This window comes from Corynebacterium faecale, assembly GCF_030408735.1.
Classification (GTDB): domain Bacteria; phylum Actinomycetota; class Actinomycetes; order Mycobacteriales; family Mycobacteriaceae; genus Corynebacterium; species Corynebacterium faecale.
In genome coordinates, this window is record NZ_CP047204.1 from 507,401 (window position 1) to 530,946 (window position 23,546).

Genomic DNA, 23,546 nt, shown 5'->3' on the forward strand with positions numbered 1-23,546 from the left:
GTACATCATGCCTACACCAAAGAAGGGCACCCGTCTCGGCGGTTCCGCGAGCCACCAGAAGAAGATTCTTTCTAACCTGGCTGCTTCGCTGTTCGAGCACGGCGCAATCAAGACCACTGATGCCAAGGCGAAGACTCTGCGTCCATACGCTGAGAAGCTGATCACCAAGGCTAAGTCCGGTTCCGTCGCAGACCGTCGTAACGTTCTGGCTCTGATCCCTAACAAGGACATCGTTGCCTACCTGTTCGACGAGCTTGCACCGAAGTTCGAGAACCGCGCTGGTGGCTACACCCGCATCATCAAGCTGGAGAACCGTAAGGGCGACAACGCCCCTATGTCCCAGATCTCCCTCGTTCTCGAGGAGACTGTCTCCGCAGAAGCTGGCCGCGCCGCACGCGCTGCCGCTTCCAAGCAGGCTGCTGAAGAAGCTCAGGCTGAAGAAGCCCCAGCTGAAGAGGTAGCCGAGGAGACCGCTGCAGAAGAGACCACCGAAGCCCCTGAGGCTGACGAGGCTCCTGCAGAAGAGACTCCAGCTGAGGAGAAGAAGGACGAAGAGAAGTAATTCTCCTTCCCCCTCTTTTCTGAAAAACACACACCCCGCACCATCCATGGGAGAAATCCGGTGGAGGGCGCGGGGTGTTGTCATGCCATCAGCACAACGTCACAAGCATTGCGGAAAAGCACACCCTTTTCGCCGAATCCTTGTGACGTTATGCAGGCGGCGGACTGACCTCCACGAAGGTCTAAGCTCAACTATGAAAAACCGCCCCATCCGAAAGGACACTCGTGACTATTCCCGGCTCCACCGTGCGAATCAGACTGGATCTGGATTATGACGGCACTGATTTCCACGGCTGGGCCAAACAGGGCACCAGTGATCTGAGGACGGTGCAGAAGGTCCTGGAGGACAACCTCAGCATGGTGCTGCGGGAAACAATCGAACTGACCGTGGCCGGTCGTACCGACGCGGGGGTTCATGCCGCGGGTCAGGTTGCGCATTGCGATGTTTCCCCGGAATCCCTTCAGCAGCGTTCCATCGATGGGGATCCGGCCAAACTCGTGCGTCGTCTGGCACGACTGTTACCGGATGATATCCGTGTGCACGGGGTGACTGTGGCACCGGAGGGTTTTGATGCCCGCTTCTCCGCTTTGCGCCGGCATTATGTCTATCGCATCACCACGCATCCGGCGGGGCCCCTGCCCACGCGCAACAGGGATACCGCGACGTGGCCGAAACCTGTGGATCTCGATGCCATGCAGTTCGCGGCGGACACCCTCATCGGGCTCCATGATTTCGTGGCTTTCTGCAAAGCCAAGCCGAATGCCACCACCATCCGGGAGTTACAGGAATTCACCTGGCATGACGTATCCACCCCCACTGAGCCACAGCTATATGAGGCCCATGTTGTTGCGGATGCCTTCTGCTGGTCCATGGTGCGCTCCCTGGTGGGATCCTGCATGGCGGTGGGGGAGGGCCGCCGGAGTCAGGACTTCACCGCCACGCTGCTCACCGCCACCCAGCGCAGTCCGGATGTCCCCGTGGCGCCGGCGAAAGGTTTGAGTCTGGTGGGGGTGGACTACCCTGAACCGGACAAGCTCATGGCCCGTGCGCGGGAAACCCGGGCGGTGCGCGGGACTGTGACGGAGATACCCGCGAGCCTTAACCTTGAGGATTGAACGGGCAGCGTTAGACTCGTTGCGTGGTAAATAACAACAAAGTGGTGAGTGGAGCCTGATGCTGACGACAGTGTGGATAGCAGTCCTCGTCTTCACCGTTCCCGGTTTGCTCGTGTCGTGGATCTCCGGACTCAAGTTTCCGTGGGCCGCAGCCGCGTCCATTCCGGTGTCGTTCGGCATCTACGGCATGGCGGCCTGGGTGCTGGGCATGGCGGACATGCGTTTCGACGTCCGGTCGGTCGCCATCTCCACACTCCTGGTGTCGGTCCTTGCGCTCGTCTGGCGCCTGGGGTTTGCCACCGTGGCGGTGGTGAGACGGCGTCGGTCGGGGCGTCGAGAAGCATCTGATGAGGCCAGTGTGTGGTGGCGCGCACCGCTTGACTACGCGCGCCAGGGCGGCCTGCTGGATCCCCGCTGGTTGTTGCCGGCGGCGGGCGTGGGTGCCGGCGCATGGTTGATCATTGACCGCGCCGTGGATCTGCTGCTGACCACCCGCCACGGACTGGATGATTTCTACCAGGGCTGGGATGTGCACTGGCACGCCTCCACGGTGAGGTTCATCGCCGACACCGGCATCGCCTCCTCAACGCGCATGGGTGAATTGCGCAATATTGAGACGCAGCAGGAACTCTTCTACCCCTCCGCCTGGCATGCAGGCGCCTTCCTGGTATCTGACTTAGCCGACCTGACCCCGAATGAGGCCACCAACCTCACGGGTATCGTGCTGTCCGGTCTGTTGATCCCGCTGGCGGTGGCACTGATCGCCTGGCGCCTGATCAACAACCGTGGTCTGACCGCGCAGATCGGTGCAGGGTTCGCAGGTCTTGCTGTCATCGGTTCGCCGGTGCTGTTCTGGATCGGCAACTATGTGGGCGCGTGGCCATACCTGGCCGCCATCGGCGCCGCGGGTGTGGTGCTGGCACTGTACATGTCCACCCCTGCGGTTCCGGTGCGCATGTTGGCGGCGATGCTGGCGTTCATCGGTATGTTCCAGTTGCACCCGTCGGCGGTGACCATTGTGGTGCTGGCGCTGATCCTGTGGTGGCTGCTGTACCTGCTGTGGAAGCCGAGCCGGAAGGCCGGGACCGCCGCCGGTGCGGCTCTGGTGCGCCTGCGTGATGTGGGCATCCTGGCCGCCACCGGCATCGTGGGTGTGCTGTTGGTGCTGCCCCAGGTGCTCTCCGGTGCGGAACAGACCGAGGATGTCATGTCCTATTCCGCGGAGGTGGATGTCACCCGCTCGGAATCATGGTTGAAGGCCCTGCACATGGAGACCCGCCACGTGGACTCCTTCGGGGAGATCGATCTGACCTGGGTGCTGATCTTCGCGGCGATCGGTGGTGTGGTGGCCCTGATCTGGCGCATCAATCTGTGGGCGCCGTTGTTCTACTTCGTCAGCCTGGCCCTGACTGTTAACTCCCTCAAACCTTTCGAGGAGCCGTGGGGCGAGTGGTTGGGCATCATCGGTGGTCTGCATTATTCGACCGGACACCGGCTCATCATGCCGGTGGCACTGTTCACCTTCGCCGCCGCCGGCATCGGCCTGGCCGCGGTGATTCGCCTGGTGTGTCTGGGACCGGTGAAGCAGTTCGCCGCGGTCTCCGGTGTGGTGTCGGTGGTGATGGCACTCGTGGTCGCAGTCCCGCTGCAGTCCTGGGTACGTGATCTGGTGGAGGAGGGGTCGGAATTCTCCATCCTGGCACCCCATGATGACCGCATGATCAATGACGCCGACCGTGCTGCCTGGGACTGGTTGATTGAGCAGCCACGGGGCACAGAACTGCGCGTGATGGGTGATCCGGCCGATGGGCACGGCTGGATGTACGCCTATAACGGACTCCAGTCAGTCAATCGCCACTACGCCTGGCCCGCCGCCGGTGAGGGCACCGCCACCGCTTTTCTCTACTGGTGGCCACAGCTGCTCGGTGTGGGCAATGATGGTGATCTGACCGAGGCAAATGATGTGGACCAGGCAGCCGAGGATCTCAACGTCGGTTTCTTCGCAGCGTCCCCGTGGCCGTTCTGGGCTTTCCAGGACCCCAACTTCCGTATCTACGATGAGCTGTGGAGCACCCCGGGTGTGACCCCGGTGTACCAGCTGGACAATGTCACCCTCTTCGCTGTGAACCAGATGTTCACCGATGAGGAATTGGATCAGATGCGGGCTCCGGGTAACTCCCCGCAGCCATTACCCCCACTGCCCACCAAGGGTGAACTCGGCCTGGCGGAGGGCATGGATGACTGGGATGACACCTATTACCATCGCCCCACCACCCCGCAGTCAACTGATGCGGATGCCGGGCCGTTTGCCCCGGATCCGCAGTTGACCACCACCGAGGAGGTCATGTCGCAGAACTCCTGGACCCCTGGTGTGCAAGCAGCCTCCACCGAGGGTTAGACTCCGCGAAACGCTAAAAGGTTCCCTGCCGTGGACAACCTCACATGAGCGCGACAACCGCCTCTGACCTGCACTAAGGTCAGGGGCGGTCAACTTTTTCCACATGGGGGAGGCAAAGCCATGGCCAATGGGATACTCATGCCCACCACCAGCGCACAGGTGTCCGGGCATAAATTTCTAGTTCGTCGGATTGAACACGGTCTGGTGCTCGGTGATGTGCGGATGATCCACGATCCGTTGAGCCGCCGCCGTCGCGCGGTGATTTTTGGAGTGGTCGCCTGTGTGCTCATGGGGGTCGCCTCCGTGGCGATGGCACTGTTTCGCCCCATGATCGATCCCGGTGATGCCCCCATCATCCGCGCTGAATCAGGTGCGCTCTTTGTGCGCATTGATGATGCGGTGCACCCCGTGGCCAATCTCGCATCCGCACGTCTGATCGTGGGGGAGGCGGCGGAGCCGGTAGCAGCCAGTGATGCCGTCATCATGGGCACACCCCGGGGTGTGCCCATCGGGCTTGTCGACGCCCCGGCGATCATCTCCCCGGGTGGTTCGGAAGAGTCCGGCGATGTGTGGTGGCTGGGGTGCCAGGACACCACCTCCGGCGATATGCACGTGGCGGTGCTGGGGGCGCAACCCCCACGGCTGAGGGCGGGGGAGGCGGTGGTGGGGGCGTCGCAAAGCACCACCGGTGAGGTGACCTGGCACCTGATCACCGACCGGGGCCGCGCTGCGCTCCCCGGGGAGGACACACACGAGGGCCGTGTGGTGCGACGCCACCTTGGCATCACCGCGGACACACCGGTATGGCACCTGACCCCTGAGATGCTCAACCTCATTCCGGAGCAGTCAGGTGTGGTTTTCCCGGATCCGCTGCCGGAGGTGGTCCAGGCCGGGGCGCGGTCCTGGATGCGTGTGGGGGACGCGCTGCAGGTGATCACCCCGCTGCAGCACGGCATGCTCATCGACGCCGGCGCGCACACCGTCCATGAGATCCGGCCCGCCATCGGTGGTTATCCGGAGACAAACGCGCTGCCACTCACCCTGCCGGACACACTCGTGGAGTGGGTGGATACCACCGGCATGGTGGTGTGCGCGGATGGAGAAGGCCCGGTGATGGTGTCGGACGGACTGGAACCCGGTGTGGCGCTGTCCGGGGAATCAGTGGCCGTGGAGTTCCACTCAGGCCTGGGCGGAGCCGTAGGCGTGGACAGTGGATTCGGCTACTACCTGGTGGATGACACCGGTATGGTGCATGCGGTGGCGGATGGTGAAACGATGACCGCGCTGGGGATTTCTGAAGTTTTTGAGGTACCGTGGCTGGTTTTGGGGCTGCTCCCGGGAGGTAGTGATCTGTCACAGACCGCTGCGCTGCAACCGATGTACTGAGTACGATGACATCATATGAGCACAGTGAATCGTCCGGAGAACACCATCATCAGGATGCTGGCACGATTGACCAGGAGCCTGCCCATCGGTAGGGGCATGGACCAGAGGAGGATCCAGGCCACGGGCTGGTCAGCGCATCAGGACGCCGTCGGTGACCTGGTGTACCACCTGCGTGAGATCCCCTCCGACCGCATGGTGCGACTGAAGAAGAAAACATCCAACCTGTTCCGGGGACGTCCCGGATCCACCGCTGACCCCCTCGACGTGGAGGGACTGCGTGGCGTCATCGCGATCGACCCCTTCCAGGCCACTGCTGATGTCCAGGGGATGTGTACCTTCGAAGACCTGGTGGACGCCACCCTACCCTTCGGTCTGATGCCCCTGGTGGTGCCCAATCTGAAGACGATCACCATCGGTGGCGCGGTGGCGGGACTGGGGGTGGAATCCACCAGTTTCCGCAACGGCCTGTCCCATGAATCGGTCCTGGAGATGGACATCCTGACCGGCACCGGTGAGGTGGTGACCTGCTCGCCGGAGGAAAATGAAGATCTCTACCGCGGGTTCCCGAACTCCCATGGATCACTTGGTTACGCGGTGCGGGTGAAGATCGAGTTGGAACCCGTCCTGGACTATGTGGAACTGCGACACGTGCGTTTTGATGACCTGGCGGTCCTGGTGTGGGTTCTCACGGAAGTCTCTGAGACCGGCCGTTATGAGGGACAGCAGGTGGACTATCTGGATGGCGTGGTGCTCTCACCCACAGAGACATATCTGATCATGGGCACCCAGACCGCCGAACCCGGACCGGTCAGTAACTACACCCGGGATAGGATTTATTACCGATCCATCAAGCACCCCACCGGCATCACCCATGACCGGTTGAACATCCGTGACTATATCTGGCGCTGGGATACCGACTGGTTATGGGGCTTGCATACCCAGGACCCCCAGGACGCCCAGGGATCGCGCCACCTCACCAGCAGGAAGTTCTGGCCACGTGACCTGCTGCACTCCAGCTTCTATTGGAAACTCATCGGATTGGACCGGAAGTTCCACGTCACGGACCGCCTGGAGAAGCGCGCCGGGCGACCAGCCCGCGAACATGTGGTGCACAACATTGAGATCACCACCGACCGACTGGAGGAGTTCCTCACCTGGGTTCTGGACACCCCCGGCATCGCACCGCTGTGGTTGTGCCCGATCCGGTTGCGGGACGGGGCAGACACCTCCACCACCCGCCCGTGGTCGCTCTATCCTGCCACGTCCGGGGTGACCTGGGTGATGGTGGGCATCTTGTCATCGGTGCCGGTCGGGTCGGTGGCCCCGCCGGGCCCGGTCGGTGGCGATGAACCCGTCGGGTCTCTCAGCCGGGAGATTGAGAAGCGGGTCGCTGCACTGGGCGGACACACCTCGTTGTTCTCTGAGTCGTTCTACACCCGTGAGCACTTTGAGGAACTATACGGCGGTGGGGTGCTGGAGCAGTTGAAGAAGAAATTCGATCCCGGGGAACGGTTCCCAGGGCTGTATGAGAAAACAGTTGGCGGGCAGTAGGGCTGGGGATTTCCGTTGAATCCCGTGTGAAGTTACCCGACGGGTGAACAACCGGTGGGAAATCAACCAGTAGGAAACAGCTCCGTTGCTAAGCTGGATCACTATTGTTTCATTCGCTTGATGAGTTGGCAGGATTAAAAAGCATGACCCGGTCCGGAACAGTCGGTCCCGCGAGAAGGGCGGACTGCACACTGTGTTCCCCCGCCCTGCAGGGGCGGTGTTGATCCATGGGCACTATGCGGGAACTGGTCCAGGACCGGATTGAACGGTTACAGGACGCCCACCAGCGTCAGAAACAGAAGAAATACGGTTTCCTGGTCCGACCGATCACCCTGATCAGCGGATGGGTGGTCATGATCATCGGCCTCATCACCATCCCACTGCCGGGACAGGGATGGCTGACCACATTCATCGGCGTGGGCATTCTCTCCCTGGAACAGAACTGGGCCAAGCGACTCCTGGGATGGGGTGTGCACCAGTATGACCGGTTCTTCGCCTGGTACGCCACCAGATCCTTCCGTTTCCGGATGCTCATGCTCCTGGCGTTGCTGATCGTGATCTGGATCGTATTCATGGTGACGTTCTGGGCCATGTGGTACTACGGCACCCTGCCGTGGGCGGATGAGTTCATGGAGTGGCTTGGTTTGACCCGCTGATGTCATTCACTGGCGGTTCAGGGGGCGTCGACGGGTCTGAAACCACCATCCGGTGAGCACGGTGATCAGCGTCATCACCACGCAGATCCCGATCATGACCAGCAGTGATCTGTGGGCCACCGAGTTGTCCGGGGGAGTGGGTGCCGCCACGGTCACCTCATGGGGAACGGCTGGGTGATGGGACGGTTCCAGCGTGAGCGCCCGGTAGGGATCCACCGCGCCCCGGGCGGGATCCACACTGCCCAGAATTCTCATACGTATCTCCTCCGGTGAGGCATGCGGGTGGCGTTGTTTGATCAGGGCTGCGGTGGCGCTGACTACGGGGGCTGCGAAGCTGGTGCCCTCGAAGGGACTGAGACCGGAGGGGGTGAGCATCCCGGCCACGAAACCATCGCCACGCGGTGACAGACCTGCGGTGATGAGCCCCTGCGCCGAGAGCAGATGCTGATTCACCGGAATGGAATAACTGGCGATGGTGTGGGGATCAAAACGAGCGGAGACAGCCAGCACGGTATCAGCATGCGCCGGGTACACCGTGGACCCGTCAGGGCAGTCCTGTCCGAGGTTCCCGGCAGCGACCACGACCACCACTCCCATGTGCTCGGCGTGGCGCAGCGCCTCGTCCAGAGGTGTGACCACATGTTCCGGGGCGTGGCCGGCGGGGATGCACGACACCACCGAGATATTGATGATGTTGGCACCCTGGTCGATGGCCCGATGGATGGCCTCGGCGAGGGTACCGAGGGTGCCCACCCCGGTATCGCCGGAGGTACGCACGAAGGCACTGGTTTGTTTAATGGAGAGAATAGTGGCGTCGGGAGCAATGCCGGTGTGGGTATCCCCCGTGCCGTCATAGGGCCACCCGGAACCCGGGTCCGGGCGCATGGCGATGATGCCGGCCACGATCGTCCCGTGCCCGTCACAGTCGATGAGCTCACCGGGGGTTCCCTCCTCCAGGTGGCCCCGCACCAGATCGCCACCCGGAATCACTGCTGGAAGACGGGGATGGGGTGCCACACCGGTGTCAATGACCGCGACGGTGACGTCCCTACCCGTGGCGATCCGGTGGGCCTGCTCCAGGGATTGGGTCAGCTCCTCATCCTGGGGATGCACCGAAGGATCCACCGGCATCACCCCGGGGCAGTCCAGGGGTTCAACCTGCCCCTGGGCGTTGGCAGTGGGTACTGCAGGTCCACCGGGTCCACCGGGGACACCCACCCCCAGAAGGACAAGGAAGCCGGCGGTGAGCAGCAGAAGTAAAAGCCTGGGAAGCGCCACGGTGACACTCAACCTCCCAGTCCGATATTGAGAGCCCGGAGCATCCCGAACACATCAAGAAGATGGAACGCCAGCGGTAGGACGGCGGCTACGCTGAGGGATTCGATCCGTTCCACCCAGACGATGGTGGTGGGTTCCGGTGTGGGTATCCGTGGTATCCAGAGTGCGATGCTGACTGTGATGCCGGCGAGGATGATCCCCAGGATCAACGCCGCCCAGGATTCCTCCTGACGTGTGGCCGAGACCACGGCCGAGATGATGCCCGCGCAGGCCAGGGCCATCAGCGACCAGGTGGGAACGGCCCGACTCTGCCGGATGGAGTGCAACAGGGCGGCCAGGGCCGTGGCGAAGGCGAAGAGCGTGGAGAACCACGTTCCCGGTTGGGTGGTGAAGATGATCAGCATGGTGGCGGTGAGGGAGAAGGCGAGGATCTGGGCGTCGTAAAGCGTCTGGGCCCGGGAGGCTGAGGCCGTGGGGTCAACCTGGTCGCCGTCGCTGACGGAGAGATCCTGGCCTGCAGTCGGCAGTGCGGGCACACGCAGGCCCGCCAGTGAGGCCGCGAGTTTGGGTGCTGTGCTTATCAGGATCATGATCACCGCGATGGTGATGGCTGCCGGACCACTGAAATCACCCTCCACACCTGAGACAGCGGCGCCTGCAGCGGGCACCGACAGCACCAGCAGCAACGCGGTGAGCGCGGCGCTGATCAGAAGGGGTGGACGGAAGAACAGCTGAAGGATGATCACGGTGGTGAAACCGGCGGCGGAGGCACACAGCAGACCCCATGCGAGCTGATCAGATGAGCCGCTCAGCGGACCGGTGACGGTGAGCATCGCGGACACCGAGATCAATCCAGTGATCACCACCGGCAAAAGGGCGCGCGTGATGGGGACTCCCGCCTGGGGCTGGTGTGCCTGGAGTTGGCGTGCCCCGGGTAGCCAGGCGAGGATGACCACGCAGACGCCCGCCATGATGAGCAGGCGGATATTCACCCCGACTGTGTTCAACATCGGACTGGTGAGCAGTACTGCGGTGGTGATGAAACCGGTGAGGGTGAGAAGATCCACCAGGCCGCTGGTGCGGGTGGTGGAGGACAGCTCGACCAGGGCCTCCGCGGCGTCCCGGATCACGGGTGAGGGGAGGTCACGCTCCGGGGAGAGAACCAGAACCCCACCCTGTTCCAGCTGGGTTTGAGACAGCGGAACCCCCGGGTCGATGGGGATACCCGCGGCGGTGCGGGCCACCCACGGCCGCGAGATGGTCGGCGCACCGGTGAGATCCAGGACCTCATCGAGTATCTCCGCGAGACTGGACCAGGCCGGTAACGACAGATCAGCCATGGCAAAGGGCATGGTGCCCACGGTGAGATCGATGCGGACGCTGATGCGCAGGACATTGTCGATCGCCAAAACTTCCATCCCCCTCCTGTGTCTGATGGGATCCTCGTGAAGATCCCATCAGGTGTGTTGCTGGGAATTCTGCCAAAAAACCAGGTCAGAAACCGGTTTGGTGAGAAGAAACCCACTTTGACCCCGAGAGGGAACCTTCGGCGGGGTTTCGCAGTCCAACCATGGATGAGAGAGACACGTCTGCGCACACCATCAGGGTGGCCATCAGGTTGGGGAGAGATTACTTATGACCGCTGTTACCGCTGCCACCGCTGCCACCGCTGCCACCGCTGAAGAGGGGGAGCAGGAAGCGCGTACGACAGCGCGGATCGTCTACCCGCAGGGTTCGGGAACGCCGGCTCCGGAATCACCTGGGGAGGCGTGGAGAAGCACCCGCGCCGGCGATCCCGCACGCATCGCAGGTTATGTGGTGGAGCAGATGGGCTGGTCTGAGCGTGATCCCGCGCCACCGCTGCCCACGGCACCGCTGGTTGCTGAGCCGGTGCCACCCGCAGAAAGGCCCACCCCCAAACCGTTGATCAAGGTGCTGCTCCCGGTGATCATGGTGGCGGCGGTGCTGGCGATGGTGGCGCTCATGGTGATGATGAGCGGTCGTATCAACCCGATGGTGATGATCTTCCCGTTGATGATGATCATGTCCATGGCCATGATGTTCACCCCACCGGAGGGGCAGGATACGGATGAGACACGTCGGACCTATATGCGTCACCTGGTGGCATTGCGCAAACAGGCATTGGATCATGCCCAGGCGCAGCGCCACCATGAGCTACACCGGCACCCGGAACCGGCGACGCTGTGGGCACAACTGGGATCGCGGAGGATGTGGGAGCGTTCCACCCCGGACCAGGACTGTCTGGAGATCCGTTTCGGTCTGGGCACCACCAGCCTGCAACCAGGGATCGAGGTGCAGGATTCCGGTGCGCCGGAGGACCTGGATCCCGTGTGTGCGGTGTCCCTGCGACACACGGTGCGGGCGGTGGGGTCGGTGCAGGGGATGCCGGTGGCGGTGCAGCTGCAGGCGTTCAGGTTCCTCGGCCTCAACGGGCCGGGTGCCCATGACCTTGCCCGCGCGATTGTGGTGCAGTTGCTGTATCACCACGGTCCTGAAACAGTCAGTGTCACCGCCCGTGGCAGCACACCGGGGGATGAGGGGTGGGAATGGTTGAAGTGGGTTCCACACTCCAGGGATCCGGACGCCGCCGCGCACCGCATCCTCATCGTGGACTCTGAGCTGACCAACGGCACCGAGGAGTTCATTGATGATCCACAGTGGACGTGCATCATCAACGTCGGGGCTTTAACGAGCACCGAACTGGGCCGGCGCGCAGAGGAGGAGGGGTTGCTGCTGCATGTGGATTCAGAACTCAACGTGTTCACCGCCCAGGGGGTTGAGACCCTCGGCACCCCGGACGCGGTCACCCACTCCACGGCGGCCACCTTCGGAAGGATGCTCACCGCCTACCGCCGAGCCGGAACCAGCGAGGCCCGAGTCTCCGGTGAACTTCTTCCCCTGCTGGGCATCCCCGACCACACCCACCTCAACCCGGAGACACTCTGGCCTGATCAGACCGGGCAGGCGGGACACGCGGGTCAATCGGGCCTCCGGAAGAACCCGCGAACCCGACTGACTGTGCCGCTGGGCCTGACAGATCAGGGCACACCCATGATCCTGGACCTCAAGGAATCCGCGCACGGCGGCATGGGCCCGCACGGGCTGTGCATCGGCGCCACCGGAAGTGGCAAATCTGAGCTGCTGCGCACATTGGTGTCCGGCCTGATTCTCACCCATTCGCCTGCGGAGCTCAACCTGGTGCTGGTGGATTTCAAGGGTGGCGCCACCTTTTTAGGGTTTGAGACATTGCCCCATACCTCGGCGGTGATCACCAACCTGGAGGAGGAATCCATTCTGGTGGAGCGCATGCACGATGCCATCAGTGGGGAGATGAACCGCCGGCAGGAACAGCTTCGGCGCGCCGGGGGGTTTGCCAATGTGGATGAGTACAACACCGCCGCGCCCACCGATGGTCATGACCCGATGCCGGCGCTGCTCATTGTGCTGGATGAGTTCTCCGAACTGCTGGGGCAGCACCCGGATTTCGCGGATCTGTTTGTCGCGGTCGGCAGGCTCGGTCGTTCGCTTCACATCCATCTGCTGCTGTCCAGCCAGCGACTGGAGGAGGGACGTCTGCGTGGTCTGGACTCCCACCTGTCCTACCGGATCGGTCTCAAGACCTTCTCCGCCACCGAATCCCGCCAGGTTCTGGGCATCACGGATGCCTATCATCTGCCTGCGCAACCGGGGGCGGGTTATTTGAAGTCCACAGCCGACACGGTCACCCGTTTCCAGGCCAGCTATGTCTCCGGTCCGGTGAGTCACCAGGTTGAACTCACCGATGCGCCCCAGCAGGTGCGCCCGTTCACAGGCTGGGAGGCTGACCCGGGCACCGTTGTGATCCAGCAGGGTGAAACCACGCTTATCGACGCCGTGGTCACCGCCTCAACCACCGCTGCCACAGCGCGCGGGTTGCGCGCCCACCGCATCTGGCTGCCACCGCTGCCCACCGAGGTGTCCATCGGTGGGGTTGCTGATCCCGTGGGGCATCTGGCCGCGGCGGTCGGTATCATCGACCGCCCCTACCATCAGCGCCAGGACCCGCTGGTGGTGGACTTTTCACCGTCCGGTGGATCCGGACACCTGGTGGTGTGTGGTGGCCCGCAGACCGGTAAATCCACCGCCCTGCGCAGCATCGTCGTCTCCCTCGCCGCCACCCACACCACAGCTGAAGTGCGTTTCTACATCCTTGATCTGTCCGGCACCACCCTGGATCATCTGAGCCGACTTCCGCATGTCGCCGGGGTCGCACACCGCAGCGACCCGGAGCGGGTGCGGCGAGTACTCGATGAGGTCACCGCGCTCATCGACACCCCGGAGGACCGGCACACCTTTTTGGTGGTGGATGGTTGGCAGAGCATTCCCCAGGATTTCGAGGACCTCTTCGACTCCTTCGTCCACATCGCAGCCCACGGACTGGCCTCCCGGGTTCATCTGATTTTAAGCACCCAACGGTGGAGTTCGATCCGACCGGCGATCAGGGATCTGATACCGGGCCGGGTGGAGTTGAAACTGGGGGAGGCCATGGATTCCGTCATTGACCGGAAGGCACAACTGCGGATCCCCTCGGCGCCGGGCAGGGGATTGAACCTTCAGGGCGAGCAGATCCTCATCGCAAACTCCACCGCCCAGGACATCGCCCATGTGAGTACCCGGGCCACGGAGATCGGACAGGAACCAGTGCCCAGACTCACCATCCTGCCCACTGACATCACCCTGCACGAACTGGCTCCCACCGCTGCGCCGGGTATTCCACTGGCACGAGGTGGCATGGAATTGTCCACCCTCACCTGGGATCCGGACACCAACAGACACCTCGTGGCCTTCGGGTCGCAGGGATGTGGCAAAACCACCCTCATCCGCACCATCGTGGCGGGGCTGAGCATTCTGGGCAGGGAACAGATCCGGATGGTGGTGATGGATTTCCGGCGTGCTCACCTGGGCATGTTGGATGAGTCCATGGTGGCTGCCTACTGCGCCACCTCCACCGCGGCGCAGGCGACAGTGACGGACATGGTGACCACCCTCAGCGGGCGCCTGCCCGGCCCCGATGTCACCCCGGCGCAGCTCAGACAACGATCCTGGTGGACCGGGCCGGACATCTACCTGATCATTGATGATTATGACCTGCTGCCCGCCGGTCTGTTGCACCCGTTGAAGGACATCATGCCCCACGCCCGTGATGTGGGACTGCATGTGGTGCTCACCCGGAAATCAGGTGGTGTCTCCCGTGCACTCTATGACCCGGTGCTCACCGAGATCAAGGATCAATCACCCCAGGTCCTGTTGTTTGATTCAGACCGGGAGGAAGGGTCAGTTCTCGGACTCAAACCTTCAGCGCAGCCACCGGGACGTGCCCAGATCAGTATCCGGGGGACCCGGGTGGGGGTCTGCCAGGTGGCACGGATCGGAGGGGAACAACAATGACTGAGGTGTTGACGGTGACGGTGTTGGAAACCGCCACCATCTTTGAGGGGCCGGACACCGTCTATCGCTATGACATCATGGCCACGGGCATCCTGGAGGGCTGGGCCATCCCGGCGGTGGTGGATCAGGTGCAACAGCTGTCCTCGGTGTACTGGCCGGAGGTTGAGGTGATCATCGATGCTGATGACAAGGTTACCGACATGCTGACCAAGACCTTCATCGGCAAGGGCGTGACCTCCTATCCCATCGAGACCCTCCGGGAGCATCCCCTGCCTGAATCCGAGCAGGATCCTGACCCAGATCCTGGCCCGGTGGTGATGAGACCAACCAGGGGGAGGACCCACCGTGATTTCTTCGGCATCAGGCCCGTCCATCTGATTCTGACAACGTTGTTTGCCAGTGCGGTGGCAGCTGTCTGGATGTTGGTGGGCGGAGGCGACGCTCCGGCATCACCTCCGCCGCAGGCAGAGACACTGACGCCCACCGGCACTCCCGCTGAGAGGGCGGGGACGGGGATGGGGAGGGCGTCGATAAGCGTCCTGGAAGGCAGGGGTTTCCGGGTGGAGGCACCACCGGGGTTTCAGATGCATGAGGATGATGATGCCCATGTGATGACCGGGCAGGACCCGGATGTGCGCATCCGGATCGCTCTTGACCCGCTGCACGGGGTGGACCCGCAGCTGGTGGAGCAGGAGATGAACCAGCTCATCACAGCGGATCCGGTGCTGGAACCGCAGGTGATGGTGGAGCCTGGGCGGATCGGCTACAGGGAGGATCCCGGTGATGGGTCAGAGGTGGCGTGGGTGACCTGGTTTGAAGACGACACCCAGATCACCGTGGGGTGCCACACCCGGTTGGAACCCACGGTGGTGCAGAAGGCCGTCTGCCGGCAGGTGACAGATTCGCTTGAGATCGGATGATTGAGGCATACCGGTGGGCTGGCAGTGGCGGGGGAATCTTTCGGGGGCAGGGAACCGTGGAGGGGTTTGCGCAGTCTTACTAAGCAGGAAAGGTAATAAGGCCTTTTCGGGGGAAGGTGCACCGCGGGTGGATACCCGGGGGATAGTGCACCTGACTGACACACCAACTAGTTCGAGGAGGGGCGAACCCAATGTCGAATCTTTTTAGGACAGAATCCGATGTCATGCTGGCCACCGCAGGCCAGGTCGATGACACCAATGATCAGGTTCAGAATGAGCTGAGCCGTCTGCGTGGCGTGGTTGATTCCGTGCGTGGCAGCTGGGCAGGCCAGGCGCAGGTGAGTTTTGATGCGCTGATGAACCGCTGGAATGACTCCGCACGCCAACTGCAGGAGGCGCTGGATTCCATTTCCACCAATATCCGCGCGAATGCCAGGTCATTTGAGAACACTGAAGCTGATAACTCGCAGGCTTTCAGCGCCGTCGGTGGCGGTGGCTCCGGCCTGGCCCTCTAGTTCACCGAAGCAACAAACGAAAAGTTAAGGATAAGACACATGGACATGATCCGCTATGAATTCGGTGCCATCCAGGGTGCCGCCACCGATATCAATTCCACGTCGGGCCGCATCAATTCTCTGTTGGATGGCCTGAAGCAGCAGCTGCAGCCGATGGTCTCCACATGGGAGGGCGATTCGGCCGCAGCTTATGCCGAGGCGCAGCTGAAGTGGGATAACGCCGCAGCAGAACTCAACACCATCCTGGCCACCATCTCCCAGACCGTCCAGCAGGGAGCCGAGCGCATGAGTGACGTTAACCGGCAGGCTGCAGCCAGCTGGGGAGGATAGCCACGTGCCCGGTATCCAGATTCCACCGGGATCGAGGTGGTGTATCAACGGTTCCTGATCCAGCTGCTGCACCTCTCAAGTTCTTTTACCCACCCATCTCCGTTCCATTGAATCCTAAGGTTCAGGACAGACCCCCACGTTGTGGAGATGGGTGGTTAGAGGAAGGGGTGGCAGGCAGCTAGTTTCCCCGGTGCCCATCATGAGAGGGTTCCCCCCGGCCTGTTCACCCGTGGGAACACTCGTGGCCCCCGGTGTCTGTGGTGGCACCGGAGGTGGGCACAAGACGAGCACACCCTTCCCATCCGTGTCCCCTGAACATGGATGGGGAGGGTGTGCCGAATCACGGGGTGAGCGACTCGCGTGGTCACAGCAACAGTTCTTTTTTGATCCAGAGATCACCTGTGAATCCAGTCAGGGGGCCACCGTGGGGGAGGTGGTGGGAGCGGTGTCCGTATCCTGGCTATGAATAGAGCCTCTTCCAAGATTGGTTGTATCTTCCTTGACTGCGTTAAACACCGCCCGGCCGAACCCTGTCCGCTGCTCCGACACCGGAGTGGAACCACTGCCCGGTACCGCGAAGACCGGTGACCGGTTTGTCCTCCTGGAACATCCCGGGGCCTGGAGTCGCGATGTCCTGGACGGTGACACCTTTGCACCGGAGTTCACCGGTCGGCTGAAGAAACACCTCAAGGCATCCGGTATGGGATTACAGCTCATCCGTAAACCCGGGCGTGAAGGCCGTCAGATCACCGGGCACACCGTGTACCTGGTGTTCAGTGATCAACAGGTCATGGAACGGCTGGTCCTGGACAGCGTGGAGCAGATCATGGACCTGGATCTGAGCGCTCCGGGCCAAAATGATGCAGAGTTCGGCGCCCGTCCGGTAGCTCACCCGGTGCTTCTCATTTGTACGCACGCCAAAAGGGATGTCTGCTGCGCACTCAAGGGGCGCCCACTGGCCGCTGAACTGGTTGCTGACTTCCCGTCTGACTATGTATGGGAGTCCTCGCACACCAAGGGGCACCGCTTCGCACCGTCCATGATGTTGATGCCGTGGAATTACTCCTTCGGGCAGCTGAACCGGGAAGCCACCACCGACATGCTCATGGCAGCGCAGAAGGGTGAGTTCTTCCTCCCCGGCAACCGTGGGCGTGGCACGGTGGATGCCCGCAGCCAGGTGGTGGAGTTGGCTGTTGCCGGGCACCTGATCAGCCGGGGTGAAACAGTGGGGCTGTCTGGATTCCAGGTGGATGGCACCCAGGTGCGACTCCCCGATGGTCGCGTTTTTGAGGTGGAGGTCTCCCAAGAAGACGTCGACGGCGTCATCTCCTCCTGCGGTGATGCGCCCAAGGTGGCTAAGTCCTGGGTGGCCACGGCGGTGACCCTGAGCTCCTGATCCTGAACCCTGGCGCTGCGGTCTGGCATCGAATCCTCAACCCGGCACGGCAGGCGATTTTGGTTTCTGTGGTGGAAAAGAGTACTCTTATATCTCTGTGTGTGGAGTCCGGATCACCCCTTTTTAAGGCGCGGTCCTGACAGCAGAGCATGAATTTGGGTCACCACCGGCCGCCGTCATTGATTCTTCCGCACATGTTCCTGGCTGGCAGTTCCTAGACAGACTTATTTAAGGAGTCATAGTGTCTACTTACCACCCGAAGAGCGGTGACATCACCCGCAAGTGGTACGTCATCGACGCCACTGACGTGGTCCTGGGTCGCCTGGCTACCCACGCCGCCGACCTGCTTCGCGGCAAGGGCAAGCCCCTGTACGCACCAAACGTCGACTGTGGTGACCACGTCATCATCATCAACGCTGACAAGATTGCAGTCACCTCCAACAAGCGCGATCGCGAGATGCGCTACCGCCACTCCGGTTACCCGGGTGGTCTGAAGTCCATGACCCTGGGCCGTTCCCTGGAACTGCACCCGGAGCGTGTGCTTGAGGAATCCATCGTCGGCATGATGCCGCACACCAAGCTGACCGCCGCTTCCGCAAAGAAGCTGCACGTCTTCGCTGGTTCCGAGCACCCTTACGCTGCTCAGAAGCCTGAGACCTACGAGATCAAGAAGGTGGCCCAGTAATGTCCGAGCCTATCCAGAACGAGAACGTAGAAAGCAACGTCGCAGACGCTGCTGACATCGCTGCAGCAGCCGCTGCCACCGAGGAGTTCACCAACACCATCGGTGATGCGATTGCCACTCCTTCCGAGGAAGAGACCTTCGAGGCTGCACCAGCAGTTCTCGACGGCCCGATCCAGACCGTTGGTCGCCGTAAGCGCGCCATCGTCCGCGTCCGCCTGGTCGCCGGTTCCGGCGAGATCACCTGCAACGGTCGCTCCCTGGAGGATTACTTCCCGAACAAGCTGCACCAGCAGCTGATCAAGGCGCCTCTGGTCCTCCTGGACCGCGAGAACCAGTTCGACATCCAGGCAAACCTGGGTGGCGGCGGACCTACCGGTCAGGCTGGCGCTTTCCGCCTCGCCATCGCCCGCGCACTGAACGCCTACAACCCGGCTGAGCGCCCTGCCCTGAAGAAGGCTGGCTTCCTCACCCGTGACGCTCGTGCAGTTGAGCGTAAGAAGGCTGGTCTGCACAAGGCACGTCGTGCCCCGCAGTACTCCAAGCGCTGATTTTTCTCCGCTTGCCTCGTTCAACCCGCTTCACCGTTTCATCACGGTGGGCGGGTTGTCCGCTTTCTACGATGTTTTTCCACGCACCCCTCCCTTTCCTACGGAGGAAAGTGGTCAGCACACGGTGTTCAAACATGTGAAATGCCCCAGTACGTGCATAATGTTAGACATGACTCGACTTTTTGGAACAGACGGCGTTCGCGGTCTTGCGAATGAAGCCCTCACCGCCCCGCTTGCCCTCAAACTGGGTGCAGCAGCTGCCCATGTCTTAACGGCGGGCAATCGGAGCACCGGCCGTCGGCCCGTGGCTATCGTGGGCCGGGACCCGCGCGTCTCCGGTGAGATGCTCGCCGCCGCGCTCGCTGCCGGTATGGCCAGCCGTGGCGTGGATGTTCTCCGGGTCGGTGTGATCCCCACCCCGGGTGTCGCATTCCTCACCGATGATTATGGTGCGGACATGGGTGTCATGATCTCTGCATCCCACAACCCGATGCCGGACAACGGAATCAAGTTCTTCTCTGCCGGCGGACACAAGCTTCCCGATGAGATCGAGGATGAGATCGAGCGCGTCATGGATGATCTCCCCGAGGAAGGCCCCACCGGACATGGCATCGGACGCGTCATCGAGGAAGCCCCGGATGCACAGGACCGCTACCTGCAGCACCTGGCCGATGCGGTATCCACCAGCATCAAGGGGATCACCGTGGTGGTGGACGCCGCCAACGGTGCTGCCAGCGAGGTCGCACCCAAGGCCTATGAAGCTGCGGGTGCCACAGTGATTACCATCCACGACCAGCCGAATGCCTACAATATCAATGAAAAGTGTGGCTCCACCCACATGGACCAGGTCCAGGCAGCGGTCCTGGAACACGGTGCTGATCTGGGTCTCGCCCATGATGGCGACGCCGACCGTTGTCTCGCGGTGGACAAGGACGGCAACATCGTCGACGGTGACCAGATCATGGCCATCCTGGCGATCGCCATGAAGGAGAACTCCGAGCTCCGCAAGAACACCCTGGTGGCCACGGTTATGTCCAACCTGGGTCTGAAGCTTGCCATGGAGAAGGCCGGCATCAATCTGCGCACCACCAAGGTCGGCGACCGCTATGTCCTGGCTGACCTCAACGCGGGTGGTTTCGCTCTCGGTGGTGAGCAGTCCGGCCACATCGTGCTCCCGGATCACGGCACCACCGGTGATGGCACCCTGACCGGCCTGGCACTGATGGCGCGCATGGCGGATACCGGACAGTCCCTGGCTGAACTGGCGGCGGCCATGACCGTTCTGCCGCAGGTTCTCATCAACGTCCCCGTGTCTGACAAATCCTGCATCATGAACGACACCAACGTTCAGTCCTCCATCGCGGCCGCGGAGAATGAGCTGGGTGAGACCGGTCGCGTGCTGCTGCGTGCCTCCGGCACCGAGGAACTGTTCCGCGTCATGGTTGAGGCAGCAGACGAGGAGCAGGCACGCCGCGTCGCTGGCCGTCTCGCGGCGGTGGTCGCTGAGGTTTAAGCTCCTCACATTCCGGGTTCCCAGGGAACCGTTTGTCCCCCTGCGCAGTCCAACACTGGTGTAAGACACATTCTTGTCAACCATTGTTCATTGCACAGGGGGATTATCATGTCGGGATTCAAGCTCGACGCGGAGGGGGCGTTGTCATCGCTGCGCATGATGCTGGGCGAGACCACACACCAACGCGAACACCATACCGCCGCACCGCCGGTCTACCCGGCGGCAGCGGCGGGCCGTGATTTTTCGGCGCTGGGAGCTGAGGTGGCAACGATGTTGGGGGCGCTGCACCGGAGCGTCGACAAGCGTCTGGAGGCGGTGGAAGCCACCACCGGCGCGGCCACCCGCCAGGTGAAGCATTTTGTCGAAGTGGACCACACATTCGCCGAAGAGCTCGGTGCCGTGGACGGTGAGGGGCGGTGACTGAACTGATCGCGGGTTATGGGCGGGCGGTGCAGCAGTTACGGAGCGTGGGCCGCGGACGTTATCCTGGGCCAGCGGTGACCGAAACCGTGTTGGACCGAGCCTTCACATCCATCGCGGGACTTGATACGGGTGCCTTGCGGGGTAGCGCGCAGCTGGCGGCGGGGAATGCGGACACCGCGGGCGTGCAGGGATTTTTGGGGCCGTTGATGAAATTCTTCGGCAGCGTGGGGGCTGGATTGGTGGTTTCTGAACTGATTGAAAAGGTTGAGGACTGGGTAACCAACCGGGGTGAGGCGACCGAGGTGGCTGATGCCGCGGACCGAGCCGCGGACGCCATTGACACCACCGTGCTGGAATCCGATGGAGGGATCGAGGCGATCCTCCTGCAGTTGGCTGAAATTATCGGCCAGATCTCATCTCATCTCGCCACCATCGACCCGGAGAAGCACCCGGAACTGTTCATGACCACGCTTCAAGCCGGAGCAGACATTATCGATGATGCTGCCGCCATGGTGCTGGGTTTGTGCGCTGATCGGGATCGCGCGATCGAAGATTGCTATTGCGCCCTCATCGATCACGGCAACCGGGTCTGTGGACAACCCGATCCGGCGTTGGCCCCTGCTGTGACTGCTCCCCAGGCGACGGGCACGCCGGGTAGTGGGGTTGACGGTGGAACCGGAGGGACTGGTGGTTCAGGGGGATCTGGTGGATCTAATGGGAGCGATGCAGGTCTGGAGACATCCAGGGCGACCTCCCCGGTGACCTCCCCCGTCCCCTCGCCGGCATCGGCGCCACCAATGGAGGGTGACGCCGGGGACGAGCTCAATGCGGTGACCAAGGAAAGTGGAGAGGATCTCAGGGACTGCAGTGAGGACACCGAGAAGGAGCAGTCTGACTGCCCACCGGACCCACCGCACACCGAAAAATCCTCCGGAGTGGAGATCCCCGATACGGAGATCCCCGATACAGAGACCCCTGATACGGAGACACCGGAGGAGGACTTGACCGGGGATGGGGTTATGGACACCGCTGACAGTGAAGGCATGCTACTAGGGGTGCTCGGTGCTGGGCTGTTGGTTGCGGGGGTTGGTCTGATCGTCGATTTCCTGGAAGACGCGGTGCAGGATCTGGTGGCAGGGGTGGGTCAGGAGATGCCGGTTGATATGGCCACGGACATGACACCTCAGACGCCAACGGAGGCAACTGGACAGCTGCCTGCGGACGCAATTTCGCCAGACCACAGCCCGGCGCCCGCTGAATCGCAGGATAATGAGACAGAGGCGACGAGTGTGGCCACACCGGAGGAGCAACTCCACCTGGTTCCTGAACCCGCTCCCAAACCATCACCGAATGTGGTGTCTGCAGCCGCGGTGGACGACCCGACACCCGTGATGCCATCATCTGAGTCAACGCCGGTTGCCCACCAGGCGCCGGTCACGCCGGTTGCCCCGGTGGCCGTGGCACAGCAGACATCAGCTCAGCCAGCGCAACCGATGCAACCGATGCAACCGCCGTTACCTGATCCAGCAGGACCGCCGGGTTCCCCTGATACTCAACCCCGGATACACAAGGCAGGCGGGTGGTGACCATGGAATATGAGGATTTTGTGGCGCAGTTCCGGGCACGGGCACGTTCCCGGATGGAGGAATTTGAAAAGGCACTGGCGAGAACTCAGAAGGGATTGGCTGAAACCAGGGCGCAGGCGGAAACACCAACTCGGCAGGGGAGAAAGCAACAAGGGCCACCGGGGACCGGGCAGGTGCCGGCGCCCGTGTCTGGCTCGGTGCATGTGGCTAGGGCGACGCCTGTGGAGAATCACACCACCCAGCCTGCTCAGCCGCTAAAGAAACCGGTGCAATCTGGGCGTGCGCGGACCCGTGGCCGGGGGCCCGTGCAGTCGATACTGCGGAAGGCCTGACTGGAATGATCGTGTCAGGCGGATGTACTGCTAGCTGTTGTTCTTATTCAGGAACGCAAGCGGGGAGTCATCATCAGGGTAGGCCTTCTTCTGAAGCTCCTCACCCCAGTAGGAAGTGACCTTCTTCGCCTCAGCGGTGGGGTCGGAGAACGCCTTGTACTTGCGCTCACCATCGAGCTGGTGGAGGAGGAACCCGGTGAGTAATCCCCGGGCTGTTTCCTGACCGGAGGTCTGGGGTCGGCCGAGACCGACCAGAATCTTAAACAGGGTGTCTTCGGAGAATCCCTGCTGGTTTCCATTCTTCAACTCGCGGTAGGCGACCTCGCCACCCCAGTTGGCGGCGACCTTGGAGGCATCACCGGCATCAAACATGCCGATGTCCGCACTACCGATGATCAGGCCGGGGGCCTTCACCGCTGGTGCGGCATCCACGGAGGACGGGGAGGTCACTGCCGGGTAGAGAGCACCCACGGCGCGGACGGCTTCACGGTTGGCGGAGGCGAGGATGGCGGCGCCTGCTCCCATGCCATGGCCGACCATGCCCAGACTTCCCGGGCTGACGGTCACGTTGCCGGCACCGAGTTTCACGCCCGCCAGGATCTGCAGGGCGGATTCCAGATCGGCGGCCAGGCCACGGTGATCGGGCATGGGGCCGGTTTCAGTATTGGGGGCGGCCACGGCGATACCCCAGCTGGCCAGGTGACGCAGGGTCTGATGATAGTACTTGATGGGTTTCAGCCAGTCGTGTCCGAAGGCTACGCCGGGGACGCCGTTGCCCTCAGCGGGGGTGTAGATCTTGCCGGGCAGGCCGGCGTAATCGAGGTCACCCACCAGTACCCGGTGCGGTCCGCGCTTGGAGAGCTTTGCAAGGTGTTTTTTCAGATTGTCAGCCACACGCTCAAGA

19 protein-coding genes are annotated in these 23,546 nt (G+C 62.4%); 16 read left to right on the top strand and 3 right to left on the bottom strand.

Annotated features, from left to right (window positions below; all coding sequences use genetic code 11):
- Positions 1-7: 7 nt before the first annotated feature.
- The 6 genes from rplQ to CFAEC_RS02405 all read left to right on the top strand — a co-directional run bounded on the left by rplQ (position 8) and on the right by CFAEC_RS02405 (position 7,668).
- Positions 8-562, top strand: coding sequence for a 50S ribosomal protein L17 (gene rplQ, locus CFAEC_RS02380; protein WP_290278456.1), 555 nt, complete (start codon positions 8-10; stop codon positions 560-562).
- Positions 563-792: 230 nt separating this feature from the next.
- Positions 793-1,677, top strand: coding sequence for a tRNA pseudouridine(38-40) synthase TruA (gene truA / locus CFAEC_RS02385; protein ID WP_290279783.1), 885 nt, complete (start codon positions 793-795; stop codon positions 1,675-1,677).
- 58 nt (positions 1,678-1,735) lie between these two features.
- The gene (locus tag CFAEC_RS02390; RefSeq protein ID WP_290278458.1) at positions 1,736-4,075 is read left to right on the top strand and encodes a DUF6541 family protein; all 2,340 of its coding nucleotides are present in this window, start codon (positions 1,736-1,738) and stop codon (positions 4,073-4,075) included.
- A gap of 120 nt (positions 4,076-4,195) precedes the next feature.
- A complete protein-coding gene (eccB, locus tag CFAEC_RS02395; protein WP_290278460.1) occupies positions 4,196-5,461 on the top strand; it encodes a type VII secretion protein EccB in 1,266 nt (421 codons plus the stop codon).
- A gap of 15 nt (positions 5,462-5,476) precedes the next feature.
- Entirely contained in the window at positions 5,477-7,012 is a 1,536-nt protein-coding gene (locus tag CFAEC_RS02400; RefSeq protein ID WP_290278461.1) for an FAD-binding oxidoreductase, read from the top strand.
- Between the two features lie 227 nt (positions 7,013-7,239).
- The gene (locus CFAEC_RS02405) at positions 7,240-7,668 is read left to right on the top strand and encodes a TIGR02611 family protein (RefSeq protein WP_290278463.1); all 429 of its coding nucleotides are present in this window, start codon (positions 7,240-7,242) and stop codon (positions 7,666-7,668) included.
- 6 nt (positions 7,669-7,674) lie between these two features.
- On the opposite strand, the gene mycP is transcribed toward CFAEC_RS02405, so the two are convergent.
- Both mycP and eccD read right to left on the bottom strand, forming a co-directional pair.
- Complete coding sequence (gene mycP / locus CFAEC_RS02410) at positions 7,675-8,946, bottom strand: type VII secretion-associated serine protease mycosin (RefSeq protein WP_290278464.1); 1,272 nt, start codon at positions 8,944-8,946, stop codon at positions 7,675-7,677.
- A gap of 8 nt (positions 8,947-8,954) precedes the next feature.
- On the bottom strand, positions 8,955-10,364 hold the full coding sequence (gene eccD / locus CFAEC_RS02415) for a type VII secretion integral membrane protein EccD (protein ID WP_290278465.1): 1,410 nt from the start codon (positions 10,362-10,364) through the stop codon (positions 8,955-8,957).
- A gap of 409 nt (positions 10,365-10,773) precedes the next feature.
- Here eccD and eccCa point away from each other — a divergent pair, with 409 nt between their 5' ends.
- From eccCa to CFAEC_RS02465, 10 genes are all read left to right on the top strand, one after another.
- Positions 10,774-14,394, top strand: coding sequence for a type VII secretion protein EccCa (gene eccCa, locus CFAEC_RS02420; protein WP_290279784.1), 3,621 nt, complete (start codon positions 10,774-10,776; stop codon positions 14,392-14,394).
- The gene (locus CFAEC_RS02425) at positions 14,391-15,314 is read left to right on the top strand and encodes a type VII secretion-associated protein (RefSeq protein ID WP_290278467.1); all 924 of its coding nucleotides are present in this window, start codon (positions 14,391-14,393) and stop codon (positions 15,312-15,314) included. Before eccCa ends, CFAEC_RS02425 begins: the two co-directional genes overlap by 4 nt.
- Positions 15,315-15,505: 191 nt before the next feature.
- Positions 15,506-15,829, top strand: a complete 324-nt coding sequence (locus CFAEC_RS02430; RefSeq protein WP_290278469.1) for a WXG100 family type VII secretion target — start codon at positions 15,506-15,508, stop codon at positions 15,827-15,829.
- Between the two features lie 39 nt (positions 15,830-15,868).
- Positions 15,869-16,159: a WXG100 family type VII secretion target gene (locus CFAEC_RS02435; protein ID WP_290278471.1), complete on the top strand. Its 291-nt coding sequence runs from the start codon at positions 15,869-15,871 to the stop codon at positions 16,157-16,159.
- A 499-nt stretch (positions 16,160-16,658) separates the two neighbouring features.
- The gene (locus CFAEC_RS02440) at positions 16,659-17,555 is read left to right on the top strand and encodes a ferredoxin family protein (protein WP_290278472.1); all 897 of its coding nucleotides are present in this window, start codon (positions 16,659-16,661) and stop codon (positions 17,553-17,555) included.
- Positions 17,556-17,796: 241 nt separating this feature from the next.
- Entirely contained in the window at positions 17,797-18,240 is a 444-nt protein-coding gene (rplM, locus tag CFAEC_RS02445; protein ID WP_290278474.1) for a 50S ribosomal protein L13, read from the top strand.
- The gene (gene rpsI, locus CFAEC_RS02450) at positions 18,240-18,788 is read left to right on the top strand and encodes a 30S ribosomal protein S9 (protein ID WP_290278476.1); all 549 of its coding nucleotides are present in this window, start codon (positions 18,240-18,242) and stop codon (positions 18,786-18,788) included. Before rplM ends, rpsI begins: the two co-directional genes overlap by 1 nt.
- Positions 18,789-18,957: 169 nt before the next feature.
- Positions 18,958-20,301, top strand: a complete 1,344-nt coding sequence (gene glmM, locus CFAEC_RS02455; RefSeq protein WP_290278477.1) for a phosphoglucosamine mutase — start codon at positions 18,958-18,960, stop codon at positions 20,299-20,301.
- A 108-nt stretch (positions 20,302-20,409) separates the two neighbouring features.
- Positions 20,410-20,721 carry a hypothetical protein gene (locus CFAEC_RS02460; RefSeq protein ID WP_290278479.1) on the top strand — a complete coding sequence of 104 codons (312 nt, stop codon included), beginning with the start codon at positions 20,410-20,412 and terminating at the stop codon, positions 20,719-20,721.
- A complete protein-coding gene (locus CFAEC_RS02465) occupies positions 20,718-22,310 on the top strand; it encodes a hypothetical protein (protein WP_290278481.1) in 1,593 nt (530 codons plus the stop codon). Before CFAEC_RS02460 ends, CFAEC_RS02465 begins: the two co-directional genes overlap by 4 nt.
- A 362-nt stretch (positions 22,311-22,672) precedes the next feature.
- On the opposite strand, the gene CFAEC_RS02470 is transcribed toward CFAEC_RS02465, so the two are convergent.
- Positions 22,673-23,536: a dienelactone hydrolase family protein gene (locus CFAEC_RS02470; RefSeq protein WP_290278483.1), complete on the bottom strand. Its 864-nt coding sequence runs from the start codon at positions 23,534-23,536 to the stop codon at positions 22,673-22,675.
- Between the last annotated feature and the right edge of the window lie 10 nt (positions 23,537-23,546).

Bases quoted from the DNA above. Each gene is read 5' to 3' on its own strand.
- CFAEC_RS02405 (WP_290278463.1), top strand. From the start codon at position 7,240: ATGGGCACTATGCGGGAACTGGTCCAGGACCGGATTGAACGGTTACAG.
- eccCa (WP_290279784.1), top strand. From the start codon at position 10,774: ATGGGCTGGTCTGAGCGTGATCCCGCGCCACCGCTGCCCACGGCACCG.
- rpsI (WP_290278476.1), top strand. From the start codon at position 18,240: ATGTCCGAGCCTATCCAGAACGAGAACGTAGAAAGCAACGTCGCAGAC.
- CFAEC_RS02435 (WP_290278471.1), top strand. From the start codon at position 15,869: ATGGACATGATCCGCTATGAATTCGGTGCCATCCAGGGTGCCGCCACC.
- CFAEC_RS02460 (WP_290278479.1), top strand. From the start codon at position 20,410: ATGTCGGGATTCAAGCTCGACGCGGAGGGGGCGTTGTCATCGCTGCGC.
- eccD (WP_290278465.1), bottom strand. From the start codon at position 10,364: ATGGAAGTTTTGGCGATCGACAATGTCCTGCGCATCAGCGTCCGCATC.
- glmM (WP_290278477.1), top strand. From the start codon at position 18,958: ATGACTCGACTTTTTGGAACAGACGGCGTTCGCGGTCTTGCGAATGAA.
- CFAEC_RS02390 (WP_290278458.1), top strand. From the start codon at position 1,736: ATGCTGACGACAGTGTGGATAGCAGTCCTCGTCTTCACCGTTCCCGGT.
- eccB (WP_290278460.1), top strand. From the start codon at position 4,196: ATGGCCAATGGGATACTCATGCCCACCACCAGCGCACAGGTGTCCGGG.
- rplQ (WP_290278456.1), top strand. From the start codon at position 8: ATGCCTACACCAAAGAAGGGCACCCGTCTCGGCGGTTCCGCGAGCCAC.
- CFAEC_RS02400 (WP_290278461.1), top strand. From the start codon at position 5,477: ATGAGCACAGTGAATCGTCCGGAGAACACCATCATCAGGATGCTGGCA.
- CFAEC_RS02425 (WP_290278467.1), top strand. From the start codon at position 14,391: ATGACTGAGGTGTTGACGGTGACGGTGTTGGAAACCGCCACCATCTTT.
- CFAEC_RS02430 (WP_290278469.1), top strand. From the start codon at position 15,506: ATGTCGAATCTTTTTAGGACAGAATCCGATGTCATGCTGGCCACCGCA.